The sequence below is a fragment of the Bradyrhizobium sp. USDA 3240 genome, assembly GCF_054063295.1.
Window position 1 is genome coordinate 901,016 of sequence record NZ_JBSSGD010000002.1, and the last position, 21,199, is coordinate 922,214.

At 64.0% G+C, this 21,199-nt stretch carries 19 protein-coding genes and 1 pseudogene; 10 read left to right on the top strand and 10 right to left on the bottom strand.

The features are described from left to right. Position 1: 1 nt before the first annotated feature. The gene (locus ACVIGA_RS04920; protein ID WP_456670738.1) at positions 2 to 862 is read right to left on the bottom strand and encodes an FAD binding domain-containing protein; all 861 of its coding nucleotides are present in this window, start codon (positions 860 to 862) and stop codon (positions 2 to 4) included. 356 nt (positions 863 to 1,218) lie between these two features. On the opposite strand from ACVIGA_RS04920, the gene ACVIGA_RS04925 reads away from it, so the two are divergent. After that, positions 1,219 to 2,829: an ABC transporter substrate-binding protein gene (locus ACVIGA_RS04925; protein ID WP_456665510.1), complete on the top strand. Its 1,611-nt coding sequence runs from the start codon at positions 1,219 to 1,221 to the stop codon at positions 2,827 to 2,829. Positions 2,830 to 3,147: 318 nt separating this feature from the next. Here the strand turns inward: ACVIGA_RS04925 and ACVIGA_RS04930 are convergent, their stop codons facing one another. Next, on the bottom strand, positions 3,148 to 5,157 hold the full coding sequence (locus ACVIGA_RS04930) for an SPFH domain-containing protein (RefSeq protein WP_456665511.1): 2,010 nt from the start codon (positions 5,155 to 5,157) through the stop codon (positions 3,148 to 3,150). Between the two features lie 352 nt (positions 5,158 to 5,509). Between ACVIGA_RS04930 and ACVIGA_RS04935 the strand changes: the two genes are divergently transcribed. Beyond that, entirely contained in the window at positions 5,510 to 6,415 is a 906-nt protein-coding gene (locus tag ACVIGA_RS04935) for a transglutaminase family protein (protein WP_456665512.1), read from the top strand. Between the two features lie 54 nt (positions 6,416 to 6,469). Here the strand turns inward: ACVIGA_RS04935 and ACVIGA_RS04940 are convergent, their stop codons facing one another. Further along, positions 6,470 to 6,733, bottom strand: a complete 264-nt coding sequence (locus tag ACVIGA_RS04940) for a GlsB/YeaQ/YmgE family stress response membrane protein (protein WP_223976434.1) — start codon at positions 6,731 to 6,733, stop codon at positions 6,470 to 6,472. A 225-nt stretch (positions 6,734 to 6,958) separates the two neighbouring features. Between ACVIGA_RS04940 and ACVIGA_RS04945 the strand changes: the two genes are divergently transcribed. Continuing rightward, the gene (locus ACVIGA_RS04945) at positions 6,959 to 7,708 is read left to right on the top strand and encodes a potassium channel family protein (protein WP_456670739.1); all 750 of its coding nucleotides are present in this window, start codon (positions 6,959 to 6,961) and stop codon (positions 7,706 to 7,708) included. Positions 7,709 to 7,809: 101 nt separating this feature from the next. On the opposite strand, the gene ACVIGA_RS04950 is transcribed toward ACVIGA_RS04945, so the two are convergent. The 4 genes and pseudogenes from ACVIGA_RS04950 to ACVIGA_RS04965 all read right to left on the bottom strand — a co-directional run bounded on the left by ACVIGA_RS04950 (position 7,810) and on the right by ACVIGA_RS04965 (position 13,262). Then, positions 7,810 to 8,658, bottom strand: a complete 849-nt coding sequence (locus ACVIGA_RS04950) for an SDR family NAD(P)-dependent oxidoreductase (protein ID WP_456665513.1) — start codon at positions 8,656 to 8,658, stop codon at positions 7,810 to 7,812. Positions 8,659 to 8,854: 196 nt separating this feature from the next. Next, positions 8,855 to 9,995, bottom strand: a pseudogene (locus ACVIGA_RS04955) (amidohydrolase/deacetylase family metallohydrolase). A 58-nt stretch (positions 9,996 to 10,053) separates the two neighbouring features. Then, on the bottom strand, positions 10,054 to 12,000 hold the full coding sequence (locus ACVIGA_RS04960; protein ID WP_456665514.1) for a cyclic nucleotide-binding and patatin-like phospholipase domain-containing protein: 1,947 nt from the start codon (positions 11,998 to 12,000) through the stop codon (positions 10,054 to 10,056). 110 nt (positions 12,001 to 12,110) lie between these two features. Further along, positions 12,111 to 13,262, bottom strand: a complete 1,152-nt coding sequence (locus tag ACVIGA_RS04965) for a zinc-binding dehydrogenase (RefSeq protein WP_456665515.1) — start codon at positions 13,260 to 13,262, stop codon at positions 12,111 to 12,113. A 75-nt stretch (positions 13,263 to 13,337) separates the two neighbouring features. On the opposite strand from ACVIGA_RS04965, the gene ACVIGA_RS04970 reads away from it, so the two are divergent. Further along, the gene (locus ACVIGA_RS04970; RefSeq protein ID WP_456665516.1) at positions 13,338 to 14,012 is read left to right on the top strand and encodes a hypothetical protein; all 675 of its coding nucleotides are present in this window, start codon (positions 13,338 to 13,340) and stop codon (positions 14,010 to 14,012) included. Positions 14,013 to 14,038: 26 nt separating this feature from the next. On the opposite strand, the gene ACVIGA_RS04975 is transcribed toward ACVIGA_RS04970, so the two are convergent. Together ACVIGA_RS04975 and ACVIGA_RS04980 are read right to left on the bottom strand one after the other, a co-directional pair. Beyond that, a complete protein-coding gene (locus ACVIGA_RS04975; protein WP_456670740.1) occupies positions 14,039 to 14,530 on the bottom strand; it encodes an MBL fold metallo-hydrolase in 492 nt (163 codons plus the stop codon). Continuing rightward, the gene (locus ACVIGA_RS04980; RefSeq protein ID WP_456665517.1) at positions 14,427 to 14,702 is read right to left on the bottom strand and encodes a hypothetical protein; all 276 of its coding nucleotides are present in this window, start codon (positions 14,700 to 14,702) and stop codon (positions 14,427 to 14,429) included. Before ACVIGA_RS04980 ends, ACVIGA_RS04975 begins: the two co-directional genes overlap by 104 nt. 172 nt (positions 14,703 to 14,874) lie before the next feature. Between ACVIGA_RS04980 and ACVIGA_RS04985 the strand changes: the two genes are divergently transcribed. The 4 genes from ACVIGA_RS04985 to ACVIGA_RS05000 all read left to right on the top strand — a co-directional run bounded on the left by ACVIGA_RS04985 (position 14,875) and on the right by ACVIGA_RS05000 (position 19,324). Continuing rightward, positions 14,875 to 15,828, top strand: a complete 954-nt coding sequence (locus ACVIGA_RS04985) for an acyl-CoA desaturase (protein ID WP_456665518.1) — start codon at positions 14,875 to 14,877, stop codon at positions 15,826 to 15,828. A gap of 243 nt (positions 15,829 to 16,071) precedes the next feature. Further along, complete coding sequence (locus tag ACVIGA_RS04990; RefSeq protein ID WP_456665519.1) at positions 16,072 to 17,610, top strand: FAD-dependent monooxygenase; 1,539 nt, start codon at positions 16,072 to 16,074, stop codon at positions 17,608 to 17,610. A 149-nt stretch (positions 17,611 to 17,759) separates the two neighbouring features. Then, on the top strand, positions 17,760 to 18,377 hold the full coding sequence (locus tag ACVIGA_RS04995) for a PilZ domain-containing protein (protein WP_456665520.1): 618 nt from the start codon (positions 17,760 to 17,762) through the stop codon (positions 18,375 to 18,377). Positions 18,378 to 18,709: 332 nt separating this feature from the next. Continuing rightward, positions 18,710 to 19,324, top strand: a complete 615-nt coding sequence (locus ACVIGA_RS05000) for a transglutaminase-like cysteine peptidase (protein ID WP_456665521.1) — start codon at positions 18,710 to 18,712, stop codon at positions 19,322 to 19,324. A gap of 130 nt (positions 19,325 to 19,454) precedes the next feature. Here ACVIGA_RS05000 and ACVIGA_RS05005 read toward each other — a convergent pair whose 3' ends face one another. Beyond that, a complete protein-coding gene (locus ACVIGA_RS05005; RefSeq protein ID WP_456665522.1) occupies positions 19,455 to 19,865 on the bottom strand; it encodes a hypothetical protein in 411 nt (136 codons plus the stop codon). Between the two features lie 101 nt (positions 19,866 to 19,966). Between ACVIGA_RS05005 and ACVIGA_RS05010 the strand changes: the two genes are divergently transcribed. Both ACVIGA_RS05010 and fabA read left to right on the top strand, forming a co-directional pair. Beyond that, positions 19,967 to 20,596 (top strand): TetR/AcrR family transcriptional regulator, encoded by a 630-nt coding sequence (locus ACVIGA_RS05010; RefSeq protein ID WP_456665523.1) that lies wholly within the window; start codon positions 19,967 to 19,969, stop codon positions 20,594 to 20,596. A gap of 33 nt (positions 20,597 to 20,629) precedes the next feature. Beyond that, on the top strand, positions 20,630 to 21,160 hold the full coding sequence (gene fabA / locus ACVIGA_RS05015; RefSeq protein WP_456665524.1) for a bifunctional 3-hydroxydecanoyl-ACP dehydratase/trans-2-decenoyl-ACP isomerase: 531 nt from the start codon (positions 20,630 to 20,632) through the stop codon (positions 21,158 to 21,160). Positions 21,161 to 21,199 lie beyond the last annotated feature (39 nt).

A 21,199-nucleotide genomic window follows, 5' to 3' on the forward strand; every position in this document is an offset into this window, starting at 1 on the left:
GCTAGTGTCCTCCCGCGCGCTGGGCGGCGATCGCGGCGGTGCGCTTGAGCAGCACGCCGGCGGTTTTTATCCTGTAGGCGATGGTGCCGCGCTTGTCGTCGATCGGACGGCAAGCGGCGCGGCAAGCAGCAGCGGCAGCCTCCAACGCAGCGTCGTCGAGCTTCGAGCCGAGCAGCGCCTGCGCAGCCGGCGTGACCAAAAGCGCGGTCGGCGCCACCGCGCCGAGGCCGACGCGGGCCGCGGTGCAGACGCCGTCCTTCAGGGTCAGGCTGACGCCGATGCCGACCACCGCGATGTCCATCTCGGTGCGCGGAATCATCCGCAAGTAAGCATCGCCCGAGCCTTTGGGTCGCGGCGGCAAGGTGAAGCTGACGAGGATCTCGCCCGGCTTGAGGTTGGTGCGGCCGGGTCCGGCCGGCACGTCCTCGACCTTGAGCTCGCGGCGGCCGTTCGGGCCCTGCACGGTGACGACGGCGCCCGCCGCGATCATCGCCGGCACGCTGTCGCCGGCCGGCGAGCCGTTGCAGAGATTGCCGCCGGCGGAGGCGCGGCCCTGCACCTGCTTGGAGCCGATCAGGTTCACGGCCTCGAGCACGCCGGGCCATACCTTGCCGAAGCGCGCGTGATCGGCGAGCTCCATGCCGGAGACGGCAGCGCCGACGCGGAAGCCGCCATCGGCGGCCTCGGTGATCTCGGTCATCTCGCCGATCTTCTTGATGTCGACGATCAGTCCCGGCCGCACCAGGCCGGAGCGCATTTGCACCAATAAGTCGGTACCCCCCGCCATAATGCGGGCGGCACTCCCGGCGGCAGCAAATGCGCCAATCGCTTCATCAAGCGTGCGCGGTGCTACGTATCGGATATCGGTCATGACGGTTCTTCTGGACTCCCTCGGCTGCTTGTTCCCATAGATTGTGCGGGATATGGCCTTATTGCTGGCCGGCAGACCACAAGCCTACACGGCGGATCGGGGTCCGAACAGCCTGTGAGGTGCGGCAGGAAGCGCAGGCTCCTATGCAGGATGCGCGCTTGCGCGGTGCCTGCCGTGCGCGCGACGGCCGCGGTCATCGAACGTTCACGTCACGGTCCACGCCAACCCGCCGCCGAAACCCTGAGATTGGCGGCATGGCCCTTGCTTGCTTTCAGTAACAGATTGGTGAAGCATGCGGGCCGCTGCGGCCTACGTGCCGGCGCAACGACAAAATCGGGGGACGGCGAATGGTCGATGTTTCGCGCAGAACGCTCCTCAAGCTCGCGGCCAGCGTGCCGCCGGTCATCGCGGCCCCGGCTATCCTCGCATCGAGAGCGATCGCCGCCGGCAAGGGCAAGACCATATCGGCGGTGATGCATTCGGACCTGCGCATCATCGATCCCGGTTTCACCACCGCCTATATCACCCGCGACCATGGCTACATGGTCTACGACACGCTGCTCGGCATCGATTCAAGCTTCAAGGTCCGGCCGCAGATGGCGGACTGGACGATCTCGGACGACAAGCTCACCTACACATTCACGCTGCGCGACGGCCTGAAATGGCATGATGGCGCGCCGGTCACGGCGGAGGACTGCATCGCATCGCTGAAGCGCTGGACCGTCGTCGACGGCATGGCGCAGAAGCTGGCTGAGTTCACCGCCTCGCTGGAGGCCGGCGGACTGAAGACGATCGTGCTCAAGCTCAAGGAGCCGTACGGCCTGGTGCTGGAGTCGCTGGCAAAGCCCTCCTCCTATGTCGCCTTCATGATGCCGAAGCGGCTCGCGGAGACGCCGGCCGGCAAACAGATCGCCGAGCAGATCGGCAGCGGGCCGTTCAAGTTCGTGCAGGCCGAATTCCAGCCGGGCGTGAAGGCGGTCTATGAGCGCAACGCCGACTACGTGCCGCGCAAGGAAAAGCCGGACTGGCTGTCGGGCGGCAAGATCGCGAAAGTCGATCGCGTCGAATGGATCACGATGCCGGATGCGCAGACCGCGATCAACGCGCTGCAATCCGGCGACATCGATTTCCTGGAACAGCCGTCGATCGACCTGGTGCCGGTGCTTGAGGCCAATTCCGATCTCACCGTGGCCGTGCTGAACAAGTTCGGCTTCCAGATCGAGGGCCGGATGAACTTCCTGCACCCGCCATTCGACAATCCCAAAATCCGCCGCGCGGCATTCCTGGCGATGAACCAGAAGGACGTGCTCGACGCCACCGTCGGCAACGCCAAATACTACGAGATCTGCGGCTCCTATTTCGCCTGCGACACACCGCTCGCCAGCGACGCCGGCGCGGAGACGCTGATCAAGGGCAACGGCATGGCCGAGGCCAAGAAGGCGCTGGCCGCCTCCGGCTATGACGGCACGCCGGTCGTGATCATGATCCCCGGCGACGTGCAGACGCTGAAGGGCCCCCCGACCGTCGCGGCGCAGCTGTTGCGCGCGGCCGGCTTCAATGTCGACGCGCAGGTGACCGACTGGCAGACCGTGGTGAGCCGCCGCGCCAGCCAGAAGCCGCCCAAGGAAGGCGGCTGGAACCTGTTCTTCACCTTCACGGGTGCGACCGAGGTGATGAACCCGATCGTCAACAACCAGATCGCCGCGAATGGCAAGCGGGCCTGGTTCGGCTGGCCCGAGGACGCCAAGCTCGAGCAGATGCGCGACGCCTACGCGCGCGCCACTTCCGCTGAGGACCAGAAGAAATTCGCGGTGGAGATCCAGAAGCAGGCCTATGATCAGGTGATCTATGTCCCGCTCGGCCAGTTCCGCTTGCCGAGCGCCTGGCGCAAATCGCTGACCGGCGTGCTGGAAGGCCCGGCGCCGCCGGTGTTCTGGAACGTCGACAAGACTGAATAGGGTCGGCGGCGCGATCTTTGTGCCGCAGATTATCGTTCGGTTAGCCGCGCAGCACGCAGGCAGGTTGATCGGCTTTCTCCACAACGTGGCTCGCGGAGAGAGCCCACCCGAGGCCGCCCCACTGCGCGCCGCCAAAATATCGAAAACAACCCCATGCAAAGTAGCCGACGGCTGCCGCCGTCCCACCGGGCAACTTGACACGTCGGGCAAATCACCGATATATTTCTAATATTCCGAATTCGTGCAAATACCCCTCCCCCGCAAGCGGGAGAGGGAGTGCACTTGTCTGCTATTCGACTTCGCCTGAGTATCGCCACCTCACTGACCGTTGGTGCGGCGCGCGGCCTTCGGTGCCTCGTCCCTCAACTTCTCCAATGCGCCGGGCATCATCTGCCCGAACATCGAGCTCAGCATCGCGGTCGGGATCAGGCCCGCATTGCTGCTCTCTTGCCCCTGCCCGCCCGACATCAGGAATTGCGGCACCAGCGGCTGGTTGATCCGTGTCAGCGCATCGGCGAACTTCGCGAAGTTCTGCTCGGCCAGGCGATATTCCGGCCCGCCATAGGCATCGACCGACAGCTTGGTCGCCTGCGCGTTGGCGGTACCGACGGCGAGCACCCGGTCGGCCTCGCCCTGGCCTTCCAGCCGCGACTGCTCGCCGACCGCGGCTGCGGTCACCTTCCTCGTCTCGGCGTCCTTCTGCGCACGGGCCAAGGCAGCGGCGCCCTCGTTCTCGTTGACCTTGACCTGGATCAGCGACTGCGTCAGCGCCGTCTGCGCCGCCGCCGTCGCCTTGGCTTCGTTCAGCGCGCGCTCCTGCACCGCGGCCTTCTCCTGCTCCTGATAGGTCTCGATCTGCTCGCGCGCGATCTGGCGCGAGCGGAGCTGGATCAGGATGTTCTCGATGGTGTGGTCACCAGGGGCCGCGCGCGGCGTGCCGATCAACACCTCCTGAAGGTCGAGCGAATAGCTCTCGAACCTCGCCTTCATGTCGTGGGCCGCTTCCTCCTGGATTGCGGCGCGGTTCTGCAACAGCTCGATCAGCGTCATCTTCTGCGCGATGTTCTTGAAGAACGCGCTGACCATCGGGTCGAGCGTCTGCTCGACCAGCTTCTTCACATCGCCGAAGCGCTGGATGATCATCGGTGCCTTCTTGTAGTCGATATGCATCACCACCGAGAGCGGCAGCGTCGGCTCGAACGCGTCCTTGGTGATCAGCGAGATTTCCGACAGGTTCTCGTCGAGCTTCATCGATCCGACCTCGCCGCGCATCCATTTCAGGATGAAGTTGACGGTCGGGATCACCTCGATCTTGCCGGCATAGGTGTTGAACGCGTACTTGCCCGGCAACAGCGGGTCCTTCCAGACGCCGCGGCTGCCGTTCAGCACCAGCTCGCCGTGGCGATACTGCTCGCCGGAAACGTCGTCGGTGCGCGGGCCGGTATAGAAGATGACGACGCCGACATTGCCGACCGGGATCACCGTCTTCGGCACCGCCTCGACGGTCGCGAACAGGCGGTTGATGTACCAGGTTCCCTCGACGATGACCTGGAGCTGGCGGCCGCGATAGCCGCCGGCGCTCAGGAATTTCTCGGGCTCCTGGAAATTGTTGTGGAAGGTCGCCGCGTCGCGCAGCTCGATGCCGACTTCGGGCGCGATGATCTCGCCCGGGGGCAGCGACGGGCCGTCATGCACGGTGACGATGCCGACCAGATCGTGATCGGCCGCCAGCACGACCGGCGCAAAACCCCAGCGTTCGGTGATCGTGAGCTGCATGCTCTCGAGCACGCCGCGTTCCCGCTCGCTGAGCGCATGACCATAAACGCGCTCGTCGGTGATGACGGCGAACTGCGTCGTGTTGATCGCATAGGTGCCTTCGCGCAGGATCTTGCGCTGCGGACCCTTCTGGCCGCCGCCGATCAGGAAGCGGCGCGCGTCCTGGAAGTCCGACTTGTCTTCGGTGTCGTTGGCGCCGAGCACCTGCGAAGGCTCCAGCACCGCGCCGTCGCGCGCGAACACATAGGCGATCTTGCCCTGGCCGACGGTGACGAGGTCCGAGCGGTGAATCCGGTACATGAAGGGAAACATCACATGCAGGCCGCCGCGCAGCACCTCCGGCTCGTAGCCGGCCTCACCGTTCAGCGCGATGAAGCCGTTCTCGATCGAGCCCCTCATCGCCCACATCTTCTCGACGATGCCGACCTGGTTGTTGGGAATGTAGCGAAATACGTTCGATATGCGCAGCAGGATCACACATGCGACCGCTGCAGCGATCCAAATGGCAGGCTGAGTCAAACCTGAACCATTAAGAAAACCGAGGAAGTCCATAGTCCATCTCCACAATTCGCAACTGGGCGGTTTGGGAGCCAAACCTCACCCAAGAATTGCGGTGCGGAGATGTGGTGCGGCCTTGGCGGCGCAAGGCGTGAACATTATTCGCACTGCCGATCTTTTTTTGATGACAGCATGAACCGGCGAACCGGTCGCGCGACATCGATCGGCGCGATTGGTTTGCTGCGACTGCGCATCATTCGCAGCACAGGGATGTTGACCTAGATCAAGATCAACTTCCTTTCGTCTGCATGAAGTCCGGTTGGCGGCGCGTTCCACTGCTTCGGCCACGCACTAACCCGATCTTCGTTCTTCCTCGACGCGACAGTCGAACCGGGAGAAGGCTCGTATGGCGATGCTCGGCGAAATAAGCCATACCACCACCTACCGATACGCTGCGCCTGTCACCTTCGGTACCCATCGAGCCATGTTCCTGCCGCGGCGCGGCGCTTCTGCGCGGTTGCTGAGCTGGTCGGTAAAGACCAGCGTGCCGTCAACGATCCGCTGGGTTACCGACCCCCGGACCAACGCCATAACGGTGATGGACTTCAGCGAGCGATCCAGTGAACTCAAAATCGCGTTCAAGGTTCGCGGAGTCTATTTCGGGGTGAAGGGGATTGAGGCGTTTCCGCTCGAGTCTCGGGCCGACGAGGTGCCGGTACAGTACACCCCGGATGAGTGGACCGATCTCGCCGGTTATCTGCGGCCTCACGCGGACGATCCCGACGGCAGCGTGTCAGCATGGACGAAGAGCTTCGTCGCGGGTGACCAGGATCGAACAACCGATGTTTTGCAGCGCCTGCTCGGCTCGTTTCGCGACTCCTTCCGCTATTGCGCGAGGGATGCCGAGGGGACGCAATCGCCAGGCGATACTCTCCGCACAAGGTCTGGCACCTGCCGGGACTTTGCCTGGCTGATGATCGAGACCTTGCGCCGGCTCGGGTTTGCGGCGCGCTTCGTCAGCGGCTACCTCTATGACGCAACCGTGGACGGTGGCGCGGTTGGCATGACCGGGTCCGGCGCAACGCATGCGTGGCTGCAGGTGTTTCTTCCCGGTGCCGGTTGGCTGGATTACGACCCGACCAACAGCATCAGTGCCGGATTTGATCTGATCCCGGTGGCGATTGCGCGCTATCCAGGCCAAGCGATCCCATTGGCTGGTTCATGGTTTGGCGATGCGAAAGACTATCTGGGGATGTCGATCGACGTCGCCGTACGCAAGATCGGCGAGTTTCGCGATCCTTCCGAAGGGTAGTGGCCAGCCGCAATGATCGCCCGCCTGTAGCGACGACCGCCGATGGCCAATCAATCAAGCGCGCCCTTGGCGGCCCATCACGAGGCCGTAGAGAAACAGCAGAATGATTGAGCCGACAACAGCACCGATGAAGCCTGTGCTCTCCCCGGGTGCGTACCATCCAACGGCCTGGCCAAGGTAGGTCGCGACGAAAGCGCCGACAATTCCAAGGACGGCCGTGAGAATGAAGCCCTTGGGCTCCGACTTGTCGCCAGGCATGATGAACTTGGCGATCACTCCGACAATAAAACCAATAATAATCGTCCAAATAACGCCCATTGGATTTACCCCACAGCTCTGGCAACAGACTGTCGGAATTGACCGGGACCAGTTGCTCCCGCCTTGACCTACATCAAGCTTCGTCATTTGGCGTGGTTGCAGGAACGGTTAGGCCAGGTGCCGGAGGCTGGCAGGCCACAGCCTGTGGAGGCGACAAGCGTGTCAGCACTGGGAGTGCAGGCTGAGGGCTCTCCCCGAACGCCGCTTTCACGATTTCGGACTTCGATGCGCCACCTGTACTGTGGACGCAGCGCTAATTCGCGTCGCTTTCTCTATGCGCTTCTGGTCTTTGATTTGGCCTCACTCCTGTTCATCATCGGCACGTCGTTCCTGCCGCGCAGTGCTTTGGTACGTGGCCTCGATGTTGCCTTTGGTGTCGCCTTTCTGGTCGAGTTGATGTTGCGCATGGCAGGAAGTCGTCGGGTGAGCCGCGAACTGCTCAGCATCACGACCTGGACCGACGTCGCTGCGATCGTATCCTTGCTGGCGGCAACAGCGAGCGAAGCCGCGGCCTTCCTGCGCGTACTCCGCACGTTTCGGCTGTTGCGAACGTACCGGGTGGTACGATTCCTCCGTGAGGACAGCGTCTTCTTTCGTCGCAACGAAGAACTGCTGGTCGCAATCACCAATCTGTCCGTCTTTGTTTTCATCATGACGGGCGTGGTTTACGAAACGCAGCGAGGTGTGAACCCCGGCATCAAGAATTACGCAGACGCACTTTACTTCACGATTACCGCGCTCACGACCACGGGCTTTGGCGATATCACTTTACCGGGAACGCCGGGTCGCATGATTACAGTTGTGATCATGATATTCGGTGTCACACTCTTCCTGAACCTGGCAAAGGTGTTGTTCAGCCCAAGCAATGTGCGGTTCAGATGCCCATCCTGTGGCCTTCTTCGTCACGATATCGATGCGGTCCACTGCAAAAGCTGCGGCATCGTGTTGAATATTCCCGACGAGGGCGCCGTCTAGGCGCGATCTTGCGATCACCGGAGCGCCATCGCGGCATTGACAGTGGACGCAGCGATCAGGTCGGGTAGTAGCACCACCTTCTTCACCCGCGCCCTGCGCACTCAACGTTTCGGGTTGCGCCCGCGGATGTGGTCAAAGCCTTGCTTGATTGCAGCGAAGCGCGCGTCGACGATCGGCTCGAATTCGAGGTCGGTGAAGATATAGGGCCAGTCGTTTTCGACGCCTTCGCGGACGAGTTCACCGACATACATCGGATCGATGCCCTGAGAGACGCGCTCGCGCACCAGATTGATCCGCTCGGCAATCGGGCCTGAAGTCGGCATGGCACGGACCGCCCCCTCGAAGCGCTTGGGTAGGTTGCGCCCTGAGTTCACGATTTGAGTGCGGATGAACCCGGGACACAGCACCGATACGCCAATCCCGCGCGGCGCAAGTTCAGGCCGCAGGCCTTCGGACAGCGCGACCACGCCATATTTTGAGACGTTGTATGCAGTGCTCCCCCCTGAAATAAGCCCGGCGAGCGAGGCTGTGGAGACGATGTGTCCACCCTCGCCATGCTGCTCGATCAACGGCCCGAAAATCTCGATCCCCCAAATGGTCGCCATCAGGTTGACGCCCAGGGTCCAATTCCATGACGCGTCGGTCCAGGTGCCATAGGGGCCACCGCCGCCGACGCCCGCGTTGTTGACGAGGATATGCACCTTGCCGTAGCGGGCCGTCGTGGCTTCAGCCGCCGCCGCGAGTTCGGCTTTGAGCGAGACGTCGGCTTTCACGCCGTCGACATCGACGTTGGTGAGCCTCAGTTGCTCGAGCGCCGTGGACAGGGCCGCTTCTTCGATATCGCAAAGCATGACTTTCACCCCCGCCTGGGCGAGAGCTGTCGCGATTCCCAATCCAATGCCTGACGCTGCACCGGTCACGAACGCGGTCTTTCCAGCGAGTTCCTTCACGCGCATTCTCCCCGTGCAGGCGGGCACCGTGGGCCCAAGACACCAAGTGTCACCGGACGCCATATGACCGCACTTTCAAGCGATTGGAAAGTGTGCGGGATATGTGCTGCTGGCCCTTGGCCGACATTCATTCAGATCGGCTTCCATGTCGCCTTTATGAAGGGCGAAGCGGACGCGGATCTTGTGAGGACGCGCGCTATCTCGGATGCCACCAGCGTCCGCCGATCACGACGCCTTCGGAGACGATCTTGCGATCGCCGGTCAGGTGTTCGCCGACGACGTCGACATAGTCGAACTGCCCTTCTTTGATCGAGATCAGCGTGGCGTCGCCGACGCTGCCGGGCTTGAGGCTGCCGAGCTCCGGGCGACGCAACGCCATCGCGGCGTTGACGGTGGACGCCGCGATCACGTCCGGCAGCGACATCCCCATGCAGAGGAATTTCGACATCGTCGTCACCTGGTCGAAAGCCGGGCCGTCGATGCAGAGCTGATGGATGTCGGAAGAGATGGTGTCTGGGTAGAAGCCATTGGCGAGCATCGCGCGCGCGGTCTTGAAGGCGAACGAGCCCTTGCCATGGCCGATATCGAACAGCACGCCGCGCTCGCGCGCCTCCAGCACCACCTTCTTCACCGTGCCTTGCGCGGTCGCGGGCGTGTTGGGAAACGGACGGAACGCATGCGTCAACACATCGCCCGGACGCAGCCGCGCGAGCACCTCCTCATAGCTCGGCGGCGGATGGTCGATATGCGCCATCAGGGGCATGCCGACCTGTTCGGCAACCTCGAGCGCGATCTCGAGCGGCACCAGCCCCGAGGTGCCCGAGGCGAACAGGCCGACCCGCACCTTGATGCCGACGATGAGGTCGCGGTTCTCGTCCGCCACGCGCGCCGCGTCGACCGGATTCATCAGCCGCAACTCCTCGCTCTCGCCGACCATCACGCGGTCGGAGAAGCCGAAGATGCCGGCATGCGAGACATGCAGATAGGCGAGGATGCGGACCTGGCTCGGCTCGATCACGTGCTTGCGGAAACCGGCGAAGTTGCCGGGCCCGGCGCTGCCGGTATCGACCGACGTGGTGACGCCGGACGTCCGGCAGAACTCTTCCGCGTCGATGCCGAGCGAGGTGCCGCCCCAATAGACATGGGTGTGCAGGTCGATGATCCCCGGCGAGACGATCAGCCCGGAAACGTCGCGGACCTCGGTTGCGGGATCGGCCTTCAGCTCCCGGCCGACCGCGGCGACCTTGCCGCCGGCAAAGGCGACATCCGTCACCGCATCGAGCTTTTGCGACGGGTCGACCACCCGTCCGCCGCGCAGAAATCAAATCGAAAGGCATCGTCATCTCCGGATTTCGGCCGGCACGATGATCGACTTCGACGCCGCCTGCAAGACGTTCAGCCGACGCGGGCCTGATGGGAAATGGGTGCGGTCACAGTCGTCGTCTGATCCGCACTGTTGTCCGCGGACAAGTCGGTGCCCGTGTCCGTTACCTTGGCCGACGCGACGATCGCTGCAATGGCCGGATGATGCGCCGCCTCCGAGGCGGCAATGGTCTCTTGCGCCCAGCGGTACGAGGATTCGAAGATTTCCTGATGACGGTCGAAGTCGGTCACGTCGACGCCGTCAGGCGTCGGCGGGCGCATCACGAAGTCGAGCGGCGTCGTCGGCAGCGTATCGTAGCGCTGATGCGCGACGAGGCTTCGCCACAACACGTTGACGGCGCTCGGCGCGGCAGGAAGCGCTTTCCGCCGGAACGGCGTCAGCAGCGACGCGAGCAGCTCGAACCTTCCCGGCAGCGCGGCATAGTCGACGTCGAACATCTCGGTCGCCGGCTCGCCGAAATGCACCACCAGGTTCGGTCCGCTCTTCATCTGATGCATTTGCGCCAGCGGAACGTTGTCGACGAGACATCCGTCGACCAGCATCGAGCCGTCCTTCGTGTAGAACGGCGGCAGCAGGCCGGGGATGGCGCTGGATGCCCGCACCGCCTGCCAGAGCAGGCCGGTTCTGATCAATTCGAGATTGTGCGTCGACAGGTTGGTCGCGACCGCCGCGAACGGCCGCCAGCAATCCTCGATCCGGCAGGTGTGGCCGTATTGATCGGCAAGCGCCCGATCGAAGGCCTTGTGGTCCAGCAGCGCGTAGCGCGGCCAGGTCGGGCGGCGGAAGCTGCGGCTGGAGACGAATATCTCATGGGTACCGCGCTCGAGATGCTCGGCGTCGTAATTCTTGGCAAAGCCGGCCGCCATCGCCGAACCGACGCTGGTGCCGACAAAAATATCGAACATCGCGCCGCGCTCGCGAAACGCCTTGTAGACGCCGACATGCGCGGTGCCGAGGCTGCCGCCGCCGCCGGCGACAAACCCGACGGCACGGCCGCACAGGAAGCGCACCAGGCTCTCGATATCGATCTGGTCCTCGAGCGCGACATGGTGATGCATGAAGCAAGGCAGCCGCGCGAGCCAGGCCGCGGTGCCGCTGACCTCGTGTTGCCTGATATCATGAACGCGAACCAGGCGCCGCGCCGACGCCGGATGCACGCCGCAGGCGAAGCTTTCGATCTCGGTGAGAACCGGTGGCGGAGCATCACCGCGGCAGGCGAACACCACGAGGTCGGCCTGGCGAATGGTCTTGCGCGCCCATTCGGATGCTTCAGCACCACCGAAATAAGCCACCAGCGGCGCGTCATACTCGATCCGGTTGAGCCAGTCGGCGACCTCGGATGAATCGAGCGCGCGGCCGGGGAACATGGCCTGAATGCGCGCGAGATCGACGATCTCGGCACCTGCGGCGGAAAGGCCTTCGCGCAACCTCTGTTCGAAGGCAGGCGGCACCGGCTCCCGCCCGCCCGCAATCAGCGCGACGGTCCGTGCCTTCGGCGACGCCCGGGCCGGCAACAGTCGCGCGGTCTGGACGGCAAAGCGCTGTGCAAGGGCGGCAAGCACCGCCTCGACGATGCCGGGCGTTTCCTGCACTAGCCGCGCATAGGCCGCCCGCGTCAGCACCAGCACGCTGGTATCGCGGATCGCGATCACGTTGGCCGTGCGCGGGATATTGGCGAAGAAGCCGATCTCGCCGACCAGCTCGCCAGCGCGAAGCTCCGCAATCGGCTCGGGATGATCGGTCCGGTACACCGCGAGTGCGCCGTGCAGCACCAGGAACAATGAATCCGAAGCGCCGCCCTGCTCGACCAGCAGCTCGCCACGCACCAGGTCGCGCCGGGTCATCGCACCAAAGGCGATCAGCCGCTGCTCCGCGCTGAGCGTACGGAACAGCGCGAAGTCCTCGGACAGGTTTCCCCACGCAAACGTTACACTCGGCGGCACACGGTTCGATTGCATGGGCGGATGTTAGCGCCGCACCGTCGTCCCGGCGAGCGATATCACGGCCATCCCCGGCAGGCATTCTTGAGGGCACTGCAACAGGAATAGCGCCGCTTCCATTTCCTGCATCACCCGACCAGCTCCGGCCACAGCACGATGGTCGACTTCACCGTCTTCATCGCCATCGCGTCCGCGACCGCCTGCGCGACGCCGTCCTCGGTAAACGGATAGATCGTCTGCATATCGAGCCAGGGGTATTTGTTGCGCGTGCGGTAGAGCATGTCGACGCCGAGCGGCAGGTCGTTGCCGGTAAAGCCCCAGGAGCCGAGCACATTGAGGTCCTTGGTGCAGATGCGATGCCACGACGTATTGATCGAACCGGCGTCGGTGAACTGTCCCATCTCGACATAGGTGCCGCCGTCGCGCAGCATCTCGATGCCCTCGGGGCCGGCGGTCGGATGGCCCGAGCAATCCATCACGAGATCGGCACCGAAGCCGCCGACGATATCGCGCACCGCCTTGATGCGCTCCTCCGGCGTCTTGAGCTGCTCGATATCGACGGTCGCCTCGGCGCCGAACTTGCGCGCCAGCGCCAGCCGCGGCACCTCCGGCGCGCCGACGCAGATCACGCGCCCTGCTCCCATCTCCTGCGCGGCCGCGACCGCGAGGATGCCGATCGGCCCGGAGCCCTGGATCACCACCGTGTCGCCCCAGCTGAAGCCGCCGGCGCGGCTGGCGCGGTTGAAGGCGCGGATGCAGGACGTCAACGGCTCCGAGAGCGCGCCGAGCCGCAGCGACATGTCGTCGGGCAATTTGTAGATCTTGGTGCCGGGCAGCATGTCGAGATCGACATAGACATATTCGGCCCAGCCGCCCCACATGTGCGGCGCCTTGTCGAAGCCGAGATAGCGGCCGTAATACACCGGCGTCAGGCACTTGTTGGCGCTCGCGGGATAATGGATGCAGTAGTAGCAGCGGCCGCACGGCATCAAAGGCGGGATCATCACCTTCGATCCCACCCGCAGCGGCTTGCTCATGAAGTCTTCGGTGAACTCCGGACCGCATTCGACGATCACGCCACCGAGCTCATGGCCGAGCGTGAACGGCCATGGCAGTGGCTTCGGCCAGTGTCCCTTCAGGATGTGCAGATCGGTTCCGCAAACACCGCAGGCGCCGACCTTGATCAAGGCCGCCTTTTTGCCGACATCCGGCCATGGCACCGTCCGGATTACGGGCTTGGCTCCAGGTCCGTCATGCGTGCAGACGCGGATCTGCTCCATCGGTTCGCTCTCCCTGTCCTTGTCATTGGGCCGGGTTCGGCCGCACCGACTTTAGGTCAGGACGATCGGGATGTCATGAACGCCTGTCATGAAGGTCCTCGTGACTGGTCTTGGCGGGAAGAGGCGCTTCAAGTCTTGACGGAGCATTATCCCGCAAGCAAGCATCGATTTGTGAACGCTACCGAGGGCAAACAGGATTGTAGCATTGCGGGGAACGACACCATGAATCCTGGTATCGAAGGTATCGTCGGCATGTACGTCAAGTTGGGCGAGCTGGACACGCTGCAACGAATGAAGGCGCATCGACAGAACCTGCTCAAGCAGTGTGTCGATACGGCGAATTTCAGTTTCGATGTGACGCGATCGATCTACGAGAGCGACCTCGAGGTGATCGAGGCCGGCATCGAGAGCCTGTATGGCGAGATCACCGGCCATGTCGACGTCTTCAACGAAAAGCGGATTGCCGGCTGGGCCCTGTACAACCAGCACCCCGACAAGAGGGTACCGATTGATATCTACTTCAACGGTAACCTTGTCGGCGAAGTCGTTGCCGATCAGTTTCGCAACGATCTGCTCAAGCTCAACAAGGGCGACGGACACCATGCCTTCACGTTCGAGCCGCCGGCCGGGTCCTATCAGCTGCCGTTGCAGCTCGAGATCCGCGCGGCAAAGCGCAAGGTGCTAAAGGCCGTGACTATTGAACCACCGGCGGTGCCGGCCGAACCGGCCATGGATGCCGAAGCCAAGTAACCCGCCGCGCGGCTTCGCACGGATCGTCACTTCATCGCGGTGCCGTCGGGCGCAAAGCCCTCGACCTTGTCCGAGATCACGAACGACATCAGGTCGTGCCCGATCACCAGCGGTCCCTGATAGGTCGTGCGCGTCCGCTTCAGCAGCGCGTCCTCCGGCACATCCTGCGTCGGCGGCTGGCTCGCGAACACGATGTGCGAGTAGACCGCAAGCTTCGGCCTGGCCTGCGCGAAGATCTTGCCGGCCTCTTCCGGCGAGGTGTGATGGTTCTCGATCGCCCGATAATTCGGATAGGCCTTGAACAGGTCGGGATCGATCACCGCGACCTCGTGAATCAGGAGATCGGCACCCTCGGCCGCCTTCGCCACCCGCTGGTCCGGCCTGGTGTCGCCCGACAACACCACCTTCTTGCCGTCATACTCGACGACGTATCCGAACGACGGCTTGATCTTCTCGCCGTGATTGACCTCGATCGCGGTGACCTTGACGCCGTTGTTCTCGTAGACCGGGCCCGAAATCGAAGATCAGCTTCTCGGGCCCCGCCTCGACCAGCGTCGCGGCGCTGAAGCTCGAGAGCCGCGGCGTCGGCGTACCGGTGCCGAGCAAGGTGACCCGCATCTCGGCGGCGCGTGCCATGCCTGTTCCGGCGAGGATCGCCGCAACGAGTGCAAACCAGAATTTCAGTCGCATGATCGAACGTCTCCGCCCCAAACGCTGACTAAGCCGATGAGCTACTAAGCCACGTCAGGCTAGGTGAAGCGGCCGGAGATGCCAATGCGGACTGCGACATGACGGAGGCGCGTGGCGGATTGACAGCAACGGCTACTCCATCCAAACCTGCGGTACAATTTCAGGTTACGGAATGAAGCTGCAACCCGGATCCGAACGCATCTTCGCGGACGACGGCACCGACCCGCTGGATGGGCGCGTGCAATGGGCGCCGGCGAAGTCGTTGTGGCTCGGCGGCATGACCGCGGTCGCGATCGTGTTCGGACCGCTACTGTTCTCGTGGAGCGCATTCGCGCTGTTCATCGTGACCAGCGCGATCACGCTATGCTTCGGCCATTCGGTGGGCATGCATCGCCGCCTGATCCATGCGAGTTTCGACTGCCCGCTGTGGCTAGAACGACTCTGCATCTATCTCGGCACGCTGGTCGGGATGGCCGGCCCCTACGGCATGGTGCGGCTGCACGATTTCCGCGACTGGGCGCAACGCCAGGCGGCGTGCCACGCCTACTCCCGCCACGCCGCCGGCTTCTGGCGCGATGCCTGGTGGCAAATGCACTGCACCCTCGTGCTGAAGCACCCGCCGGTCTTCCGGCTCGAACCGCGGCTTGCCGACGACCGCTTCTATGCCTTCGTCGAGCGCACCTGGATGTGGCAACAATTGCCCTTGGCGATCCTGTTGTTTGCCATCGGCTCGTGGAGCTGGCTGGTCTGGGGCATCTGCGTCCGGGTCGCCGTCTGCGTCACCGGCCACTGGCTGATCGGTCATTACTCGCATCGCAAGGGCGGACAGACCTGGGTCATCGAAGGCGTTGCCGCCCAGGGCTACAATGTCGGCATCGCCGGGCTGATCAGCATGGGCGAGAGCTGGCACAACAATCACCACGCCTATCCGGGCTCCGCCAAGCTTGGGCTGTTGCCGGGTCAGATCGATCTCGGCTGGTGGCTGATCAAGGCCTTCGAGGCCGCAGGCCTCGCCAGCAACATCAAGACGCCGGACAATCTTGCACCGCGCCCCGGCTCGCGCCGCGTCGACGGTCCCGATAATGCCGATGCGGCCGCACACGGCGGCCGTGCGTTGTTCCCATAACCCGCACGCACAGATCGCCATTGCGGATCTGCCGCGACGCCGCTATATCGCCGGTGTCGGAAAAGGCAGACTTGGTTTGATAAGCCCAAGTCCTTTCGCAAACGAAGCGAAAGCTCTGGTCTCCTGCCTCGTGCACGAGATCCCCACGACGAACACCGGACGCCGTCGAAGCGTCCATTGTTCGTCCGTGTGGTTCTCAACCCGACGAACCGCTCCGGTCGAACATCGACAAAGGAGCAGTTCATGCACCACCCCCTCCCCCATGATGTCGTGATCGCCGGCGCCGGCCCGGTCGGCCTGCTGCTTGCCTGCGAGCTGCGGCTCGCAAAGCTCTCAGTCCTGGTGCTCGAGCAGGCCGCGGACCCGCGCTCGCCGTTGAAGCGGCTGCCGTTCGGCATGCGCGGCCTCTCGGCGCCCACCATCGAGGCCCTCTATCGTCGCGGGATGCTGGACGACATCGCGGCGCCGCAGCGTACGAAGGATGACGCGTCGAACGGCGCGCATTGGATGCAGCAGCCGCGCCGCCCGGCCGGCCATTTCGCCGGCATCCAGTTTTATCACGACGATATCGACACGTCGAAATGGTCGTATCGCCTGCCGGGTCCGGCCGGCACCAGCATGGCGGTCGACATGGAGACGCTCGAAGCCGCACTCGCCGCGCGCGCAATCGCGATGGGCGTCGAGATCAGGCGCGGCGCGGGCGTCGAGGGGTTCGATCAGTCGGATGACGGCGTGATCGTTCGCGCCGGCGGCGAGACGTTTCATGGACGCTGGCTGGTCGGTTGCGACGGCGGCCGCAGCACGGTGCGCAAGGCGGGCGGCTTTGAGTTCGTCGGCACCGATCCCGAATTCACCGGCTATTCGGTCGAGGTCGAGATCGCCGATCCGGACACGCTCCGCCCCGGCCGCCACTACACGCCAACGGGCATGTATACCTATGCGCATCCCGGCACCATCGCGATGGTCGACTTCGACGGCGGCGCCTTCCACCGCACCCAAGAGATCACGCGCGAGCATGTGCAGGCGGTGCTGCGCCGCGTCTCCGGCACCGACGTGTCGTTGACGGCCCTCCAGCTCGCCACCACCTGGACAGATCGCGCCTGTCAGGCGACGGCTTACCGGAACGGACGCGTGTTGCTCGCCGGCGATGCCGCGCACATCCATTCTCCGCTCGGCGGCCAGGGGCTCAACCTCGGGCTTGGCGATGCGATGAATCTCGGCTGGAAGCTCGCGGCCACGATCCGCGGCGACGCGCCGGCGGATCTGCTCGACAGCTATTGCAGTGAACGGCATCCGGTGGGTGCGCAGATCCTGGACTGGTCGCGCGCCCAGGTCGCGCTGATGCGGCCGAGCCGAAGCTCACGCGCGCTCGAAGCCATCATTCGCGATCTGATCGCGACATCAGACGGCGCGACATATTTTGCCGAGCGCGTCTGGGGCGTTTCGCTGCGCTACGATCTTGGCGGCGGCCATCCGTTGGTGGGTCGCAGCGCACCCGACTTCGAGCTCGCCTGCGGGATGCGACTCGGCGAACTGCTCAGAGATGGACGCGGCCTGCTGCTCGACTTTGCGCCGCGCTCTCCCCTGCGCGCGCTGGCCGAGCGCTGGCGTGGGCGGTTCAACTATGTCGCAAGCGATGCCGGCGATCGGCTGGGCTTGTGCGCGGTGCTGGTGCGTCCCGATGGGTTTGTGGCGTGGGCCACAGACATCGAACCGGGTCTGGAGGAGACTGCACAAGCCGCAGCGGGATGGTTCGGAGAACCTGACGCGGCATCTGAATGAGCCTATCGTCCCCAGGTACGGCGCACGTGAGCTTCGCTCATCGCTCTCGCACCGTGTCCGGGTTCCCTTTCACAACCGTAACGCCCCGTTAACCCTATCAGCCTTAGGGTCGTCGGGGCTCCGAATGGACGGTGGTCGGGTTTGTTGTGATGTCGTTTGCACAGAAGAAAACTACCGTCGTCCCCGTTGCCGAGGAGCGGCGGCGCTTCCAGCGCGTCAAGGTGCACCTGCTCGGCCGCTACATGCTGCCCGACCGGCGCGAGTTTCCCTGTCAGATTATCAACATGTCCCCGGGCGGTCTCGCCTTGCTGGCGCCCGGCATCGGCAATGTCGGCGACCGCGTGATCGCCTATCTCGACCATATCGGCCGGGTCGAGGGCCGCATCACCCGCATCATCGACAACGGCTTTGCGATGACGATCGGCGCGACCGCGCGCAAGCGCGACAAGCTCGCCGCACAGCTCACCTGGCTCGCCAACCGCGACATCCTCAATCTGCCCGAGGATCGCCGCCACGACCGTATCGTGCCGCGCAACCCGATCGCCCTGCTCACCCAGGAAGACGGCACGCGGATGACCTGCCGCATCATCGACCTTTCCCTGTCCGGCGCCGCCATTGCGGCGGAGAACCGCCCGCCGCTGAAGTCGCTGGTGATGCTCGGCCGGGTGCAGGCCCGCGTCGTGCGAAATCTCGAAGAAGGCTTCGCGCTCGAGTTCGTCCACGAGCAGTCTGCGGAAACGCTCGAAGAGAGCGTTACCGTGAGGTAAAGCGAAAAACCGCTCACGACCCCGTTTTCGGCCCGCGAAGGCGGCCTCCGGTGCACCGGTGGCCGCCTTCGCGGCGTTTGGCGCCGTGAAATCGGCGGTTAACGGCCCGAGCGTTTGAGGCAACAAACCGTGCAGGCGCAGCGCTTGCCGCGTTAATAGATAAAATTTGAATCAATTGCAGTTGTTTCAAATTTTACGCGATTTCGATTCAAGTAAAGATCGAATTCGCCGCAGCTTTTACCAGTATTCGCGTCAAATCTACTTCACGCACTTAGCGGCGGCGCAAAAGCTTTGTGCGAAACGTGGTCCCAACAAGAAGAACGGGGGCCACGATGTTTGGGTTCAGGGGACAGGGGAAAGGTTTGGCGGTTGCCGCCATTCTGTTTGCGACGTGCGTGTCGGCTAAGGCCGGCGACATGGTCTACGCCAGCTTGGGTGACGTTGCGCGCTCGCCGATCGGCTGGGTCGAATTCTGCACCGACAATCCCGCCGAGTGCCGCGGCGGCAAGACGCAACCACGCGACATCGTGTTGTCGCAGACCGCCTGGCGCGACCTCGTGCGGGTCAACAAGTGGGTCAACGAATCCATCAAGCCGATGACCGACATGGATCATTGGGGCGTGATCGAGAAATGGTCGTTGCCGACTGACGGTTACGGCGACTGCGAGGACTACGTGCTCCTGAAGCGCAAGATGCTGATGGATGCCGGCTGGCCGCGCGAGGCGCTGCTGATCACGGTGGTGCGCGACAAGAAGGGCGAAGGCCACGCGGTGCTGACGGTGAAGACCGACAAGGGCGAGTTCGTGCTCGATAACCAGAACGAGAGCATCGTCGCCTGGACGGAGACCGGCTACCGCTTCGTCAAGCGGCAATCGCAGAGCGATCCCAATGTGTGGGTCTCGCTCGGTGACAACCGCCCGGCAGTTTCAACCGCAAGCTCGCGCTGAGCGGCAACAAGGAATCGAGTTCGCGACCCGGTCACATCCCCACCCCTCCCCGTCCCAGACCGGTTCGCGCGCGGCCAGCCTTCCCCCAAAGGCTGGCCGCAACTTTTTGCGGGGACACGGCTGTGGCCGATCAGAAGAACCGATCGAGGAACGCCGCCGTCTCATCCGTGATGCCGACGATCTTGTTGGTGGCCTGGCGATAGAACTTGAAGTTGAGCTCGGTCTCTGGCCGGCCGTCGTCCCAATCCTTGAAGCGCTTGAGCTCGTCGCGTCCCAGCGGCCGCTTCGCCAACGCAACGCGCCTGACCGCGATACTGACCCGCGGCGTCTGCCTGGCGATGTCAGGCTTGCGCGGCACCGGTTCGGCTGAGGTCACCACCGCGCGGGCGATCAGGCCGTTGCCGCCCTCGTTCTCGCTCGCGAACACGAACACGATGTCGCCGGCCGCGATCAGCTTGCCGCCGTACATGGTCTTCTGCGCGGTGAAGATGAACGCATTCGCCCGCGGTTCGGAGATCCCGGTCTTGATCGCAAACGCCATTCGCTAGCCCCGCACCGGCACGCTCGGCCATTCGGCGCCCAGGCTTGACATCCTAGCATCCGCCAGTTTGAATTGAATTCAATTCAAACGATGAGCCGACGATGAGCGCAACGAGCCAGGGGACACGGGAGCGACTGCTCTCGGCAGCCCAAGAGGAGCTGATCGAAGGCCAAGGGCATATCGAGATGCAGGCCGTCGCGAGACGGGCCCAAGTCTCGGTCGGGCTCGCCTATCACCACTTCGGATCGAAGGCCGGCCTGATCGCCGCCGTGGTCGAAGACTTCTATGAACATCTTGATGAGGCCGCATTCGGCGGCGCCAAGCTGTCCGCCAGCAACTGGGCGGACCGGGAGAAGGCGCGGATCGGCGCCTATGTCGCGTTTCACTATGAGCACCCGTTTGCGCCGCTGGTGATCGGACCGCTGAGCCGGGCGCCCGAAGTGCTTGATGTCGAGACCGCCTTCACCAGCCGCCAGCTGGCAGCCGGGGCACGAATGATCGAGGCCGCTCAGCGCGACGGGATCGTACCCGGCAACCTCGACTCTCACCTCACCATCGCGCTGATGATCGGCGGCATCCGCCAGGCACTGATCGGCGCGCTCACGGCCGACCGGCGGCCGGATCCGGCAAGGCTGACCGGCGACGTCTGGGCGTTCATGGCCGCGGCGCTGCGCCTGCCTGCCAGGTCCCCGCCGGTGAAGCCAAAAGCCACGCGGCGCAGCCGCTCCTAACGTTCAACCATAACCCCAAGGTCGGTGGCCATCTTGTTCAACCCGCATGATTTTCACACACCGCAATCGTCCTACACGAGAGAAGATCTGCTGCGATCGAGCGCGGGCGGCTATTTCGGCCCCGGCAATGCGCAGCTGCCGGCACCACCGATGCTGATGATGGATCGCATCACCGACATCGGCATCGACGGCGGCGCCTTCGGCAAGGGCCGGGTCGCCGCCGAACTGGACGTTGCGCCGGACCATTGGTTCTTCGCCTGCCACTTTGCCGGCGACCCCGTGATGCCCGGCTGCCTCGGGCTCGACGCGATGTGGCAGATCATCGGCTTCTGGCTCGGCTGGTCGGGCTCGCCGGGCAAAGGCCGCGCGCTCGGGGTCGGCGAGGTCAAGTTCAGGGGCCACATCACGCCGGACGTCAGGCTCGTGCGCTACGAGATCGACATGCGTCAGGTCAGGCGCGGCCGGCTGGTGCTGGGCATCGCCGACGGCCGCGTGCTGGCCGACGGCGCTTGCGTCTATCTGGCGAAGGACATGAGGGTCGGCCTGATCGCGCCGACGGGCTGAACCACGAACGCGCGCCGGGCAGTCCCGTTTTGAGGCAGG